Consider the following 13,532-nt stretch of genomic DNA (forward strand, 5'->3'; position numbering starts at 1 on the left):
ACCTTGCGCGGAAATCGTGGTGTTTGGAGTTGGGATATGTCGGGCGCAAACAGCCAGCAGGATGTCGATATCGATCTTGGCGGCCTTTTCGGCGCGATCTGGCGCAACCGCATGCGCGTGCTGCTGGCCACGGTCGCCTGCGCCGGCATTGCCTTTGCCGGCGCCAGCCTGGTCACGCCTCGCTACAAGAGCGAGGCACGCCTTCTCATCGAAACGCGCGAACCGGCCTTCACGACCGGCTCCGACCGCACGCAGGGCCGCGATCCGCAGCCGGCGCTCGACGAACTCGGCATCGCCAGCCAGGTCCAGCTCCTCAGATCCGCCGACCTCATCAAGCAGGTCGCGCGCAACATGAAGCTCTATGAACTGGAAGAGTTCGACCCGGCGGCAAAACCCTCTGCCATTTCCGACCTGCTCGTTCTTTCGGGCTTGAAGAAAAGCCCGCTCGACATCGAACCGGAAGAGCGCGTGTTGAAGGAATTCACCGACAAGCTCGCCGTCTATCAGGTGGAGCGCTCGCGCGTCATCGGCATCGAGTTCTCCTCGAAAGACCCGCGCCTGGCCGCTGAAATCCCCAACGAGATGGCAAAGGTTTACCTCTCGCTGCAGAGCGGGGCGAAACTCGACACCAATTCCGAGGCGACGCGCTGGCTGGAGCCGGAAATCGCCAACCTGCGCGAGAAGGTGCGCGAGGCCGAGCAGAAGGTTGCCGAGTATCGCTCGCAGTCCGATCTCCTGCCGACCGGCGAGAATTCCAACTTCGCCGCGCGCCAGCTCACCGACATCTCGACGGAACTTGCCCGCGTGCGCGGCGAGCGCGCCAATGCGGAGGCACGGGCCGAAAGCGTGCGCGCCGTGCTCAAGACCGGCGGCGCACCCGACACGCTGAGCGATGTCGTCGGCTCGCAGATGATCCAGCGCCTGAAGGAAAGCGAAGCGCAGATCCAGGGGCAGATCTCCGACCTTTCCACCTCGCTGCTCGAAGGCCATCCGCGTCTGAAGGGGCTGCGCTCGCAGCTCGTCGGCATCCGCGGACAGATCAAGTCGGAAACGCAGAAGATCCTGTCGAGCCTCGAAAACGAGGCCAAGACCGCCCAGCTGCGCGAAACCCAGCTCCTGCAGCAGCTCAACACGGTGAAGGCGAACAGCGCGCGCGCCGGCGAGGACGAAGTCGGCCTCAAGGCGCTGGAGCGCGAGGCGACCGCCCAGCGCCAGCTGCTCGAAACCTATCTCGCCCGCTACCGCGAGGCGACCTCGCGCACCGACAGCAGTTCCACGCCAGCCGATGCCCGCATCATCTCGGCCGCTGTCGAGCCGACGGAGGTGGCCTTCCCGAAGATGGTGCCGATCACCGTCGTCGGCGGCGTTGCGGGCTTCATGCTGAGCGCGATCGCCATTCTCCTCGCCGAACTTTTCAGCGGCCGCGCGCTGAAGCCGGTCGGTGCTGCCGCGGCGGTGCCGCTGCGGCGCGAGGAAGAGGTTGTCGAGGATGCGCTCGAGCCGGAGGCTGCAGCGGAAGAGCCCGTGGTCCAGAAGACGCCCGTCGTGCGCCGCGATCCGGTTGCCCGCTTCGACCATGTTCCGGTCCGTGATGCCGTAGCCCCCACGAAATCGCTGCTGGCCGATATCGAGCCGGACGAGGAGGAGCTGCTGGCCGATGAGAGCGAAGACGATCTGCTGCTCGACGAGCCGGAGCCTGAGGAAGAGGAAGTCGAGTTCTCGATTGCCGCCGTCGCCCGCTATATGATCGAGAACAACATTTCCGTCGCGATCTCCGTCTCGCCTTCCGGCGACCGTGGTTCGACCGCCACCGTCATGTTGGCGCGCCGTATTGCCGAGGAGCACCGCAAGACGCTGGTCATCGACCTGACCGGTTCTGCCTGCCCGACGCGTCTGATGGCTGAATCCGCCCACATGCCGGGCATCACCGATCTCCTCGTCGGCGATGCCGTCTTCGGTGACATCATCCATGGCGACCGGTTGTCCGGAGCGCACATCATTCCGCGCGGCAATGCCAATATCAAGCGCGCCATGCGCGGCATCGACCGGCTGGCGATGGTCATTTCCTCGTTCGCCGACGCCTATGACACGGTGATCGTCGAATGTGGCCCGGCCGACGTGGAGGGCGTGCGGCGCCTGACGCGCGACCAGGAGACGGATGTTCTCCTCTCGCTTCCGGGGGCCGAGGAGGACGAGATCGTCGAACTGATCGATGCCTTCGGCGAGGCTGGCTACAGCGAAGTCATGCTGATGACGGGAGAGGGAGCCGAGCCGCCGCGCTATCCGGGCCGCCGGGCGGCGTAAAGGCGGTCAGTCCACACTGTCCTCGTGCGGACGCGCCGTCTTGCCGGAGCGCAGGCGTTGCAGGAAGGCATAGACCTGCGGGCTCTGTTTTATGCGGCGTTTCGCGCCGGCCTTGGCCCGGTGCAGCGCGGCGACCGTCGCGCCGGCCAGCGTCGTCGGCCAGAGCAGGTCGTGCTGCCGCGTCTCGATCGTGCACCAGGAGCGCTTGTAGGGCTGGTCGCCGATGCCGAAGTCGAACAGGCGCACGCCTTCACCGCACAGTTTGTCGATCGCAAGGTAGAACAGGAACTCGCCGGGGCTGGCATCCACGGCAATCGTGTCGTCGATCGAGCCGAACTGGCAGATCACATGGTCGCCCTTGCGCGACAGGCCGGCAATCGCAGCAATACGGCCGTCATTCTCGCCCCTGAGGCGCACGGCGTGGAGCTGTAGCGGGTAGCTGCCGTCCGTCTCGGGTACCGATACCAGTCGCCGGAAGAAATTCCGTGTGCTCTCGTCGCGAAAGACGTCCGGCAGGCCCATGGCGTCGAAACGGGCGGCCTTCTGCTGGAAGAAGGTTTCGAGCAATGCCCGGCTTTCCGCGCCGGCCTCGGCGATGACGTGTTCGTAGCCGCCAAGCGCCATCAGGCGGCGTTCGGAGGCGCGGAACTTCTTGCGGCGGCGACGGGCATTGACCTGCGCCAGCGTGCGTTCGAAATCGGCGAAGAGCTCGATCTGGAAGGCGGCGTTCTGGTTCAGCACCGCGGGCAGATCGGAAAAGGGGCTGGCTTCGCCGCGCCAGTCGAGCGGCATGTTTTCCAGAAGGAGGATGTCGCAGTGCCGGGCAAGCTGGCTGCGCGCCGTCTCAAGCGCCTGCCGAAGCCGGGGCGGGGCGGCAAGGGTACGGAAATCCTGCGAGTAGAGGCCCGTATTGATGTTGCTGAACGGGGCGGCGAGAAAGCGGGCGATGCGGATCGGCCCGCGGCGCACGATTTCGAAGGGCAGCAGGAGATGCGTGCACCCGGCGGAAAAGCCCTCGACAATCAGAAGCCTGCAGGCATGGCTTTCCACCCAGGAACGGCACCAGTCGTAGCTCTGGTGGAGCGAAAGCGCGTTTTCCGTTTCGAGTGCCCGCCAGCAGGCCTCCACCGGTTCCATCTGTTCATGCAGGCGTATCGACAGCGGCATCGGTGAACGTGCTTGGCCGCCGCTCTCGCTCGGCGCCAGATTGCCGTGTGCAAGGTCGTGCTCGGACGGCATGATCTGGAAATGGAGTTGCATCGCTCCCATACTTGGCTTTCGTGCATTCGGTTGCCGCAGCGACACCATAGGCGCTAGGCTTGCGCAATTGGTTTACATCCGCTGACCCTGCCCGGTATGCCCCGTGAAATCGGCCGGAGCGGTTAGCAAGTCGATAACGGGAACAATGGGCGGAGCGCCCGCCGGCAGGAGGAGCCCATGCAGACCTGGCGGCCGCCGCAGAAAATCCACGTGAAGGTGTTGGGCCTTGCCTGGCACGCCGGCCGGCTGCTGGCGGCGGAAGTGACGCGCGACGACGGCACGGTCAAGGGTGTGCGCCCGCCCGGCGGCTCCATCGAATTCGGCGAGACACGGGAGCAGGCGCTTGCCCGCGAGTTCCGCGAAGAGCTCGGTTGCGAGATCGCCATAGATGGGCCATGGACGACCTTCGAGAACATCTTCTGGCATGAAGGCGCGCAGGGCCACGAATTCGTTTTCGCCGTGAACATCTACCTGCTCGACGAAAGCCTCTATCGGCGGCCCGAGATCACGCTCGTCGAGCATGACCGCTCCATCTGGACAGCACGCTGGTTCTATCCGCTAGCGCTGCCGGCCGGCGTGGAGCTGTACCCCACCGGCCTTGCTGCCCATCTTGAAAAATGACCTATTCGTCGCGCGGCTTGCCGGGCTTTTCCATCCACTTGATGATAAGCATGGCCGGCAGGATCCACAAAAGGCCGGTCACGGTGAAGTAGAGAAGGTGGATATACCAGGGCGCTTCTCCAAGCGTTGCGGCGGCAATGGTGGTCGCGACCAGCGCATAGACGAGCACGAGGATGATGATCAGGATCGTGCCGATCAGTTTTCGGAGGCGAGGGGGCATAGGCAGTCTTTCGATTGGGTAGCGGCAAAATGGCGCGACGGCATGCCGCAAAGGTTCGGGCCTTGTTTTGCACGGGCCGGTCAGGCAAATCAACGCCACAGTCCTTCCCGCTGAAGCCGCGCGCGCGGTTTTGCACCCGGAAGGACGCGAGAAAGGAACCGGAACGGCGGCCGGCCCGCCATTCCGGAAAAGGAGCCGAGACGATGAGCGCCACGACCGCGACCGCATACCGCAGCCCCAGTGACACGGACAGGATTGACCGCGACCGCCGCCAGGTGCGCCGCTGGCTCGGTTTCGTGCTGTTCACGCTGTTCGTGCTGGTGCTTGTCGGCGGCGCGACGCGGCTCACCGAATCGGGCCTCTCCATCACCGAGTGGAAGCCGATCCACGGTGTCGTGCCGCCGCTCACCGACGTGGAGTGGCAGGAGGAGTTCGACCTCTACAAGCGCATTCCGCAGTACCAGCAGGTCAACAAGGACATGACCGTCGACGAGTTCAAGACGATCTTCTGGTGGGAATGGGCCCACCGGCTGATCGCCCGTTCCATCGGCTTCGTCTTCGCCGTGCCGCTCGCCTTCTTCTGGCTGACCGGCCGGATCGAGAAGAAGCTGCGCTGGCCGCTGGTCGGTCTCCTGGCGCTCGGCGGTTTTCAGGGCTTCATCGGCTGGTGGATGGTCTCGTCGGGCCTTGCCGAACGTGTCTCGGTCAGCCAGTACCGGCTCGCCACGCACCTCACCATCGCCTGTCTGATCTTCGCCTGGACGGCATGGTTGATGCGCGCGCTCTCGCCGCACAGCGACGATGCCGCGCCGACGGACCGTTCTCGCCGCATGGCCGGCATCATCGCCTGCATGGCGATCTTCCAGATCTATCTTGGTGCGCTCGTCGCCGGCCTCGACGCGGGCCTCACCTACAACACCTGGCCGCTGATGGACGGCGCCGTCGTGCCCGGCGGCCTCTTCGTGCAGCAGCCCTGGTGGATCAATCTCTTCGAGAACCCCAAGACGGTACAGTTCGTCCATCGCATCGGCGCCTACGTGCTCTTTGCCCTCGTCGTCATGCACATGATCGCCTCGCTGCGCGCCGCGCCGGAAACGACGCATGCCCGTCGCGCGCTGGTACTGTTCGGCCTCGTCTGTCTTCAGGCGACGATCGGCATCCTGACGCTGATCTGGCAGGTGCCGCTCGGCTGGGCGCTGGCGCACCAGGGCGGAGCGCTGGTCGTTCTCGGCTTCGCCATTGCCCATTGGCGCGGGTTCTACGGTGAGTATCCGCGGGAGATCGCGGACGACTGATCAGGCCTGTCCGAGGACGGTGCGGATGGCGGTGGCAACGGCAAGCTCGTTGTCGCACTCTTCCGTGTCGCCGCCCTCGTCATGCCAGGCCGCCGACAGGCAGCCATAGGCGAAGGCGTAGCGCAGGATGGTGCGGACATCGCGCTGGAGCGTTTCGGCGAAGACACCGGCCATCGCGGCGATGCGTTCCTCGCTGCGGTTGAGGTCGAAACGGTCGAGCGGGTTGGAGAACATGTTGGCGACATCGAGCGCCGCATCGCCGATCAGCCCGGCCGGATCGATGATGAGCCAGCCGCGCGGGCCGTAGACGATGTTCTCGTGATGTAGGTCGCCGTGCAGGGGCTTGATGTCCCGCTGGTCGGCAATCAGCGCCTCGGCCATGTCCGCCGCTTCGGCGAACGGGCCGGCGAGGCCCTCCCGGCGGTCCCGTTCGGCCTTGTCGAAGAGGCTTGCGAAATAGCGCGGCAGCGGTTGCAGGCTCGTCGGCGGTGGCGTCTCGGAGGGGCGGTGATACGCGAGAAGCGCCTCCGCGGCGATGCGGGTCGCGTCCGCATCGCCTTGGGCTTCAAGATGGTCTCGCAAGGTTATCCTGCCGGCATGTTCCATCAGCAGCATCGTGCCGGTGCGGGCAAGAAGCCTCACGCAGCCGACGCCGTCGCGCCAGGCGAGGAAATCCGCGCCGCGCTGGCTGTCTTCCAGAACCTTCGGCTTCAGGTGCTTGACGATCGCAGAAACACCGTCGGGAAGTGTCACGTCATAGACGCTGCCGGCAACGGTATCGGCGATCGGCTCGGCATTTTCGATCCGCCATTCGGCGGGGAAGGGCGGCAGGCTGCTGCTCATCCCCTCAGCATCAGGTCCATATTCTGCACGGCCGCGCCCGAAGCGCCCTTGCCGAGATTGTCGAGCAGGGCGACGAGGTTGACGTGCGGCGCACCTGCGGTGCCGAAGACGTAGAGCTTCATGCGGTCCGTATCGGCGAGTTCCACGGCGTTGACGCGGGCGAGGTTGGCGCTTTCCTTGAGGTCGACGACCTCGACGATATCCTGGCCGGCATAATGCTCCACCAGCGCCTCGTGGATCGAGCCGAGCGAGGCGTGGTCGTTGAGGTCGGCGAGATAGAGCGGCACCTGCACGATCATGCCCTGCGGGAATTTTCCGACCGACGGCGAGAAGAGGGGGGCGCGGGCAAGAAGGCCGTGCACCTGCATTTCCGGCACATGCTTGTGCTTCAGTGGCAGACCATAAAGGAAGTGCGGCGCGTCGATGGGATCAGGGTGGCCTGCCTCTTCCATCTGCGCGATCATCTGCTTGCCGCCGCCCGTGTAACCGGAGACGGCGTTGACCGTGACCGGATAGTCCTCGGGCAGCAGGCCGGCGAGGCGCAGCGGACGCAGGAGACCGATCGCGCCCGTCGGATAGCAGCCGGGATTGGCGACATGGCGGGCGCCGGCGATCTTTTTCGGCTGCTCGCGGTCCATCTCGGCAAAGCCATAGGCCCAGTCGGGGTGGATGCGGTGCGCCGTCGAGGTGTCGATGATGCGGACGGAATTGTTGCCGGCAACCATGGCGACGGCTTCCTTCGCCGCATCGTCCGGCAGGCAGAGGATGGCAACGTCGGCACTGTTCAGGAGGTCTTCGCGCAGCTTGGCATTGCGGCGCTCGGCTTCAGGGATGGAGAGCAGCTCGACATCGTCGCGGCCGGCCATGCGCGTGCGGATCTGCAGGCCCGTCGTGCCGTGTTCGCCATCGATGAAGATCTTCGGTTTCATCTGCAATCCAATCCTTCAAGAAGCCTGAAAGCATTCCAGCAGAACCGTGCGACGGTTTTGCGTCGCCGCCTGCGGAAAGCGGTTCCCGGCCGATATAGCCCCTTGGTCCGTCGCATTCAATGTGCTGTTTTCAGCGTCGTTCGGCGAGCGCTTCTGCATGCAGCCCCAGCATGTACATGGCGATGTTGGAAGCGGCGATGGCCGTGATGTCCGCATGGTCATAGGCCGGCGCGACCTCGACCACATCGGAACCGACGATGTTGAGCGCGCCGAGCTTGCGCAGGACCGAGAGGATTTTCGCGCTCGACGGGCCACCCGAAACGGGCGTACCGGTGCCGGGGGCGAAGGCGGGATCGAGGCAGTCGATATCGAAGGTCAGGTAGGTCGCACGATCGCCGACGTGATGCACGATCGCATCGGCGATCGCACCGGCGCTCATCTCCTCGACGTCGTAGCCATAGAGGATGCGGATGCCGCAATCTTCGGGCGCATGGGTGCGGATGCCGATCTGGATCGAGGTTTCGGGGTCGATCAGCCCCTCGCGCACAGCCGTCCCGACGAAGGAGCCGTGGTCGATGCGGCCTTTCTCGTCCGCCCAGGTATCCTGATGCGCATCGAACTGCACGAGGGAGAGCGGGCCGTATTTTTCCGCATGGGCGCGCAAGAGCGGCAGCGTGATGAAATGGTCGCCGCCGAGCGTCAGCATGTAGGCGCCGGACTTCAGGATCTTCTTCGCCTCGCGCTCGATGGTGCCGGGCGTCTTGTGGTGGTTGCCGTAGTCGAGCAGGCAGTCGCCGTAGTCGATGACGGCCATGTCCTCGAAGAGGTCGCGCTCGAAGGGATATTGCGGGTCGTTGTCCATGATGGCAGAGGCGCGGCGGATCGCCTGCGGCCCGAAGCGCGTGCCCGGCCGGTTGGAAGTTGCGGCATCGAAGGGGATGCCCCAGACCACCGCGTCGACGTCCTTAAGCACTTTCGTGTAGCGGCGGCGCATGAAGGAGAGGATGCCCGCATGGGTCGGGTCCGAGGCGGCGCTTTTCAGCGTCTTGGCGGTGATGGCGTGGTCGATCGTCTTGTTGGCCATGTGTGTCCCTCCGAATTCTGGCGGGACGTTCGCCAATCGCGATCTTGAAGGCAAGGGGTTTCGCGCTGAAAAACGAAAAGGCCGGGGCGAACCCCGGCCTTTCCTGAAGAACAAGTCTTCCGAGCGATTAACGCTTGGAGAACTGGAACGAACGACGGGCCTTGGCCTTGCCGTACTTCTTGCGTTCGACGACGCGCGAGTCGCGGGTCAGGAAGCCGCCCTTCTTGAGGACCGAGCGCAGGCCCGGCTCGAAGTAGGTCAGTGCCTTGGAGATGCCGTGGCGAACGGCACCGGCCTGGCCGGAGAGGCCGCCGCCGGCGACGGTGGCGTCGATGTCGAACTGGCCGTCACGGGCAGCTGCGACGATCGGCTGCTGCAGGATCATCTGCAGAACCGGGCGTGCGAAATAGGCTTCGAACGACTTGCCGTTGACGGTGATCTTGCCGGAGCCCGGCTTGACCCACACGCGGGCGACGGCGTCCTTGCGCTTGCCGGTGGCGTAGGAACGGCCCTGGGCGTCAACCTTCTTGACGTGAACCGGGGCGGAAGCGGCCGGAGCTGCAGCGGCGACGCCGAGGTCCTTGAGCGAGGAGAGGTCGGCCATTATCAGGCGCTCCTTGTGTTCTTGCTGTTCAGCTTGGCGACGTCGAGGGCGACGGGCTGCTGGGCTTCATGCGGGTGGTTGGAGCCGGCGTAGACGCGCAGGTTCTTCATCTGGCGACGGCCGAGCGGGCCGCGCGGAACCATGCGTTCGACAGCCTTTTCGAGAACGCGCTCCGGGAAGCGGCCTTCGATGATCTGGCGAGCCGTACGCTCCTTGATGCCGCCCGGGTAACCGGTGTGCCAGTAGTACTTCTTGTCGGAGTACTTCTTGCCGGTGAAGACGACCTTGTCGGCGTTGATGACGATGACGTTGTCGCCGTCGTCAACGTGGGGCGTGAAGGTTGCCTTGTGCTTGCCGCGCAGGCGATTGGCGATGAGGGTAGCGAGGCGACCGACAACGAGGCCTTCGGCGTCGATGAGGATCCACTTCTTTTCTACCTCGGCGGGCTTCTGTACGAAGGTTGCCATGGGAGATGTCTTTCTTTTGCGATCCCGAGGCTTTTTGGGCGACGGGCGTTTCTTGTTGCTTGGTTTGGCACCCTGTGGATGCCAAAAATCGAACGCGGCCCGAGGGGACCGCGATCTGGTGCGGCTTATAAGCGAGAGCCGATGGGGCGTCAAGGGATGTGATCCGGGCGCCATCAAAGATATCTTAATGAAAACAATGGCTTGTATTTGAGGTATTTTGATACCGCAAATTATCGCGGTGGAATCGAATAGGTCGCGGTGGCGTGGGCTACCAGATCTTCGCCATCCGCGCCGAAAATCGACGCCTCGATCACTGCCAGCCGCTTGCCGAGCTTGAGAAGCCGGCAGGTGCAGGAGAGGGGGCCAGGTTCGGGCTTGCGCAGGAAATTGATGTTGAGACTGGTTGTGACGGCGAGTGCCACGGGGCCGATATGCGCCAGCACGACGCAATAGGCCGCAACGTCCGCCAGCGCGAACAGGGTGGGGCCGGAGACCGTGCCGCCGGGGCGCAGGTGCCGCTCGTTCGGATCTAGCCGCATGACGACCGTACCGGACCTGACCTCGGTCACGTCGAAAACCTTTCCGTCCGTGTGGATCTGCGGGAAATCGGTTTCGAGGAACCGGTTCAGGGCGTCCCGGTCCATGATGGGCGTCAGGTTCACGGCGTTCTCCTTCGTCTGCCCTGCGTTTACAGACCGGTTTGTGCCGGGGAGCAAGCCCTCTCAAAGTCTATGTCGCCGCGCTTGAAACCGTCTCTCGCGAGGCGTAGGACCGCAGATGAAACAGAATGGAGGCGATCATGGCGGATGTGGTGTCGTTCAGGAAAGAGGAACCAGCCGGGCTGGTGCGCATCGAGCGCCAGGGACCGGTCGTCCGTATCACGCTCAACAATCCGCCCGCCAACGCCCTCTCGATTGCCGTCATGGAGGCGCTTGGCGACGCGCTGGATGTCGTGGCCGGTGACGAGGCCACCCGCGTCGTCGTGCTCGCCTCGACCGGAAAAGTCTTCTCCGCCGGCCATGACCTCAAGGAAATGACCGCCCGCCGTACGGATGAAGACGGCGGCCGCGCCTTCTTCGAAAAGACCATGCGCATGGCGGCCGATATCATGCTGAAGATCGCCGCGCTGCCGCAGCCCGTCGTTGCCGAGATTGACGGCCTCGCCACGGCCGCCGGCTGCCAGCTCGTGGCAAGCTGCGATCTCGCCATCTGCACGGACACCTCGACCTTCTGTACGCCCGGCGTCAATATCGGGCTGTTCTGCTCGACGCCGATGGTCGCCGTCACCCGCGCCGCGCACCCCAAGCAGGCGATGGAAATGCTTTTGACCGGCGAGACGATCGACGCCTCGACGGCCAAGGATTTTGGCCTCGTCAACCGCATCGTGCCGCAACAGTACCTGCGCCAGGTGGTCGACAAATACGCCGCCGTCATCGCCTCGAAGTCGCCGCAGGCCCTGCGCATCGGCAAGGCCGCCTTCCGCGCCCAGGCCGGCTTGCCGCTCGCCGAAGCCTACGACGTCGCCGTCGCGGCAATGGCCGACAACATGCTCGTCGACGATGCGAAAGAGGGGATCGGCGCCTTTCTTGGCAAGCGCATGCCGGAGTGGAGGCAGAAGTAGTGGCCCGGATTACACATTTTCAGCGCGACCAAATGGACCGCCTTCAGCTTCACGATGAAGTTGATGCAAAGCTGTTTGTTCAAAACTACGATGGTCGAAAGCTTGTTTAAATATCAACTTATGGGCGTTCCAGCCGGCAGGATGTTGGCAAGATGAGCCAAACGTTTCAATTGGACGAGGAAGCGGCCCGCCAATTGTTTGGGATTATGAAGGCTGAATTTGGCTTTGAGTAGCTGCTAAGCCAGCTTCAGCACCAGGACCCCTACCGCGATCACCGCGCCGGCGATGTAGCGCCAGATGCTGGCCTTTTCCTTGAGAATGAAGACCGAGATGAGGAGGGCGAAGAGGATGGCGGTTTCGCGCAGCGCCGCGACGGTGGCCACCGGCGCCTTGGTCATCGCCCAGAGGGCAAGGCCGTAGGAGGCGATGGAGCCGGCGCCGCCGAAGAGGCCGCGCGCCCAGTTGCGCCGCACATGCGTCCAGACCGGCCGGCTGCCCCGCCGCGCGACGGCCCAGCCGAAGAGCAGCACCGGCGGCAGAAGCGACATCCACAGCGTATAGGACACGGCATTGCCGGAAGCCCGCGCCCCGGCGGCGTCGACGAAGGTATAGGTGGCGATGACGGCGGCATTCGCCAGTGCATAGACGATGGCCCGCCGGCTGCCGTGGCGCGATTCGAAGGCGAGCGTCAGCACGCCGACGGAAATGACGAGAACGCCGGCCATCGCCCCCGGTGTCAGATGCTCGCCGAGGACGATGCCGCTTGTCATCGCGACCAGGAGAGGCGCGGCGCCGCGCATCAGCGGATAGACGAGGCCGATGTCGCCGGCCCGGTAGGCCGCGGCCACGAGCTGGAAATAGGCGAACTGCAAGGCGGCCGAGGTGAGCACGAAGGGCCAGGCCGCCGGGTTGGGCATGGGCACGAAGGGCAGGAAGGCAAGGCCGACCATGCCGCCGCCGAGCGAGACCATGGCCGCGTCGAGCGATTTGTCCGTGCCGGATTTGACGAGGGCATTCCAGACGGCATGAAGTGCCGCGCCGAACAGCACGAGAAAAAGAACGTCTAACGGCAATCTGGGACCTCGAAGGGCAGGCCATTGGGGGGAGGGGCTCGGTTCTTCATCTGCGCAATTTCACCGATTTGCAATCGGGATTCTCGCGGGTTTAGCGGCAAATCGGCCGAAGTTGACCCACAATGGCACAATCGGTGGCTGAACGGCTGCTCCGGCGCGGTCGTCTTCTTTAAGGTTCTGCGCTAGTCTGGCAGGCAGGAAGACATGTGAGAGACGGTCGCGAACGCCGGAGGAGGCAGCGATGAACCACGATCACTATCCCGACAGCTACATCCGCCACATTCTCGGATCCGTGCACACGATCGCGGTGCTCGGCGCTTCGCCGAACGATGGTCGGCCGAGCCACGGCGTCATGGGCTTCCTGCTCGGCAAGGGCTATCACGTCATCCCCGTCAATCCCGGCCATGCCGGCAAGACCATTCTCGGCCAGCGGGTCTATGCGCATCTCGCCGATATCGCGGAGCCGATTGACATGGTCGATGTCTTTCGCGCGGCAAGCCAGTTCCCTGCCGTCGTCGACGAGGTGCTGGCGCTCGCCCCGCGTCCCTCCGTGCTCTGGGGCCAGTTCACGGTGCGCGACGATGCCGCCGCCGCGCGGGCGGAAGCTGCCGGCATCCAGGTGGTCATGGATCGCTGCCCAGTGACGGAATATCCGGTGCTGATGCTCAAGGCCTCCTGAGCGCCGCGCATATTGACTTCACGCAACGTTACCCCAATTCTCCGGCAGCAAAACGGGGTAGCCGCATGAACCATGATTCCTATCCGGACTATTACATCGCCGACATCTTGCGCTCGACCAGGCTGATTGCGCTCGTCGGTGCCTCACCCAATCCGGAGCGCCCCAGCCACCGGGTCATGGCCTTCCTGCTGCGCAAGGGCTATCGCGTCATCCCGGTCAATCCCGGCCAGGCCGGCAAGGAAATCCTCGGCCAGCCCGTCGTCGGCCGTCTTGCCGATATCGTCGAGCCGATCGACATGGTCGACGTTTTCCGCGCAGCGGATGCGTTGCCGTCGGTCGTGGAGGAGGTGCTGGCGCTGAATCCGCTGCCCAAGGTCATCTGGGGGCAGCTCTCGGTGCGCCATGACGCGGCGGCGGCGGCAGCGGAGGCCGCGGGCGTGAAGGTGGTCATGGATCGTTGCCCGGCGATCGAGTATCCCCGTCTCGTCGCGTAATTCGCCATCGGCGCAACGCGTATCGCCGCACCCGTGCT

Annotated in this window: 15 protein-coding genes; 6 read left to right on the forward strand and 9 right to left on the reverse strand. The window is 64.5% G+C overall.

The window, feature by feature from the left end:
• Positions 1–36 precede the first annotated feature (36 nt).
• Entirely contained in the window at positions 37–2,304 is a 2,268-nt protein-coding gene (locus tag P9A16_RS10640) for a Wzz/FepE/Etk N-terminal domain-containing protein (RefSeq protein ID WP_278025658.1), read from the forward strand.
• Positions 2,305–2,310: 6 nt separating this feature from the next.
• Here P9A16_RS10640 and P9A16_RS10645 read toward each other — a convergent pair whose 3' ends face one another.
• Entirely contained in the window at positions 2,311–3,573 is a 1,263-nt protein-coding gene (locus tag P9A16_RS10645; protein WP_278025659.1) for a GNAT family N-acetyltransferase, read from the reverse strand.
• Positions 3,574–3,741: 168 nt separating this feature from the next.
• Between P9A16_RS10645 and P9A16_RS10650 the strand changes: the two genes are divergently transcribed.
• Positions 3,742–4,185 carry an NUDIX hydrolase gene (locus P9A16_RS10650; protein WP_023513722.1) on the forward strand — a complete coding sequence of 148 codons (444 nt, stop codon included), beginning with the start codon at positions 3,742–3,744 and terminating at the stop codon, positions 4,183–4,185.
• A gap of 1 nt (position 4,186) precedes the next feature.
• Here P9A16_RS10650 and P9A16_RS10655 read toward each other — a convergent pair whose 3' ends face one another.
• Positions 4,187–4,405, reverse strand: coding sequence for a DUF2842 domain-containing protein (locus P9A16_RS10655; protein ID WP_023513723.1), 219 nt, complete (start codon positions 4,403–4,405; stop codon positions 4,187–4,189).
• 203 nt (positions 4,406–4,608) lie between these two features.
• Here P9A16_RS10655 and P9A16_RS10660 point away from each other — a divergent pair, with 203 nt between their 5' ends.
• On the forward strand, positions 4,609–5,700 hold the full coding sequence (locus tag P9A16_RS10660) for a COX15/CtaA family protein (RefSeq protein WP_278025660.1): 1,092 nt from the start codon (positions 4,609–4,611) through the stop codon (positions 5,698–5,700).
• Here the strand turns inward: P9A16_RS10660 and P9A16_RS10665 are convergent, their stop codons facing one another.
• The 6 genes from P9A16_RS10665 to P9A16_RS10690 all read right to left on the reverse strand — a co-directional run bounded on the left by P9A16_RS10665 (position 5,701) and on the right by P9A16_RS10690 (position 10,289).
• Positions 5,701–6,543 (reverse strand): aminoglycoside phosphotransferase family protein, encoded by an 843-nt coding sequence (locus tag P9A16_RS10665; protein ID WP_023513725.1) that lies wholly within the window; start codon positions 6,541–6,543, stop codon positions 5,701–5,703.
• The gene (gene argC / locus P9A16_RS10670; RefSeq protein ID WP_023513726.1) at positions 6,540–7,472 is read right to left on the reverse strand and encodes an N-acetyl-gamma-glutamyl-phosphate reductase; all 933 of its coding nucleotides are present in this window, start codon (positions 7,470–7,472) and stop codon (positions 6,540–6,542) included. The genes P9A16_RS10665 and argC overlap by 4 nt, the downstream gene beginning before the upstream one ends.
• Before the next feature lie 130 nt (positions 7,473–7,602).
• Positions 7,603–8,556, reverse strand: a complete 954-nt coding sequence (speB, locus tag P9A16_RS10675) for an agmatinase (RefSeq protein WP_023513727.1) — start codon at positions 8,554–8,556, stop codon at positions 7,603–7,605.
• Positions 8,557–8,683: 127 nt separating this feature from the next.
• Positions 8,684–9,160 carry a 30S ribosomal protein S9 gene (gene rpsI, locus P9A16_RS10680; RefSeq protein ID WP_023513728.1) on the reverse strand — a complete coding sequence of 159 codons (477 nt, stop codon included), beginning with the start codon at positions 9,158–9,160 and terminating at the stop codon, positions 8,684–8,686.
• Positions 9,161–9,162: 2 nt separating this feature from the next.
• Positions 9,163–9,627, reverse strand: coding sequence for a 50S ribosomal protein L13 (gene rplM, locus P9A16_RS10685; RefSeq protein ID WP_023513729.1), 465 nt, complete (start codon positions 9,625–9,627; stop codon positions 9,163–9,165).
• Positions 9,628–9,857: 230 nt separating this feature from the next.
• Complete coding sequence (locus P9A16_RS10690) at positions 9,858–10,289, reverse strand: PaaI family thioesterase (RefSeq protein WP_023513730.1); 432 nt, start codon at positions 10,287–10,289, stop codon at positions 9,858–9,860.
• 137 nt (positions 10,290–10,426) lie between these two features.
• Here P9A16_RS10690 and P9A16_RS10695 point away from each other — a divergent pair, with 137 nt between their 5' ends.
• A complete protein-coding gene (locus P9A16_RS10695) occupies positions 10,427–11,248 on the forward strand; it encodes an enoyl-CoA hydratase (protein ID WP_023513731.1) in 822 nt (273 codons plus the stop codon).
• Positions 11,249–11,484: 236 nt separating this feature from the next.
• Here P9A16_RS10695 and P9A16_RS10700 read toward each other — a convergent pair whose 3' ends face one another.
• On the reverse strand, positions 11,485–12,321 hold the full coding sequence (locus tag P9A16_RS10700; RefSeq protein WP_023513732.1) for an EamA family transporter: 837 nt from the start codon (positions 12,319–12,321) through the stop codon (positions 11,485–11,487).
• Between the two features lie 241 nt (positions 12,322–12,562).
• On the opposite strand from P9A16_RS10700, the gene P9A16_RS10705 reads away from it, so the two are divergent.
• Together P9A16_RS10705 and P9A16_RS10710 are read left to right on the forward strand one after the other, a co-directional pair.
• On the forward strand, positions 12,563–13,000 hold the full coding sequence (locus tag P9A16_RS10705; protein WP_023513733.1) for a CoA-binding protein: 438 nt from the start codon (positions 12,563–12,565) through the stop codon (positions 12,998–13,000).
• Between the two features lie 65 nt (positions 13,001–13,065).
• Positions 13,066–13,494 carry a CoA-binding protein gene (locus P9A16_RS10710; protein ID WP_023513734.1) on the forward strand — a complete coding sequence of 143 codons (429 nt, stop codon included), beginning with the start codon at positions 13,066–13,068 and terminating at the stop codon, positions 13,492–13,494.
• Positions 13,495–13,532: the final 38 nt, after the last annotated feature.

The organism is Shinella sp. 838, assembly GCF_029623935.1.
Taxonomy (GTDB): Bacteria; Pseudomonadota; Alphaproteobacteria; order Rhizobiales; family Rhizobiaceae; genus Shinella.

What these genes read in the sequence shown, in the direction of transcription:
- P9A16_RS10665 (WP_023513725.1), bottom strand. Translation starts at nt 6,543, where the DNA reads ATGAGCAGCAGCCTGCCGCCCTTCCCCGCCGAATGGCGGATCGAAAAT.
- P9A16_RS10655 (WP_023513723.1), bottom strand. Translation starts at nt 4,405, where the DNA reads ATGCCCCCTCGCCTCCGAAAACTGATCGGCACGATCCTGATCATCATC.
- speB (WP_023513727.1), bottom strand. Translation starts at nt 8,556, where the DNA reads ATGGCCAACAAGACGATCGACCACGCCATCACCGCCAAGACGCTGAAA.
- P9A16_RS10660 (WP_278025660.1), top strand. Translation starts at nt 4,609, where the DNA reads ATGAGCGCCACGACCGCGACCGCATACCGCAGCCCCAGTGACACGGAC.
- P9A16_RS10705 (WP_023513733.1), top strand. Translation starts at nt 12,563, where the DNA reads ATGAACCACGATCACTATCCCGACAGCTACATCCGCCACATTCTCGGA.
- rpsI (WP_023513728.1), bottom strand. Translation starts at nt 9,160, where the DNA reads ATGGCCGACCTCTCCTCGCTCAAGGACCTCGGCGTCGCCGCTGCAGCT.
- P9A16_RS10650 (WP_023513722.1), top strand. Translation starts at nt 3,742, where the DNA reads ATGCAGACCTGGCGGCCGCCGCAGAAAATCCACGTGAAGGTGTTGGGC.
- argC (WP_023513726.1), bottom strand. Translation starts at nt 7,472, where the DNA reads ATGAAACCGAAGATCTTCATCGATGGCGAACACGGCACGACGGGCCTG.
- P9A16_RS10710 (WP_023513734.1), top strand. Translation starts at nt 13,066, where the DNA reads ATGAACCATGATTCCTATCCGGACTATTACATCGCCGACATCTTGCGC.
- rplM (WP_023513729.1), bottom strand. Translation starts at nt 9,627, where the DNA reads ATGGCAACCTTCGTACAGAAGCCCGCCGAGGTAGAAAAGAAGTGGATC.
- P9A16_RS10645 (WP_278025659.1), bottom strand. Translation starts at nt 3,573, where the DNA reads ATGGGAGCGATGCAACTCCATTTCCAGATCATGCCGTCCGAGCACGAC.
- P9A16_RS10695 (WP_023513731.1), top strand. Translation starts at nt 10,427, where the DNA reads ATGGCGGATGTGGTGTCGTTCAGGAAAGAGGAACCAGCCGGGCTGGTG.
- P9A16_RS10640 (WP_278025658.1), top strand. Translation starts at nt 37, where the DNA reads ATGTCGGGCGCAAACAGCCAGCAGGATGTCGATATCGATCTTGGCGGC.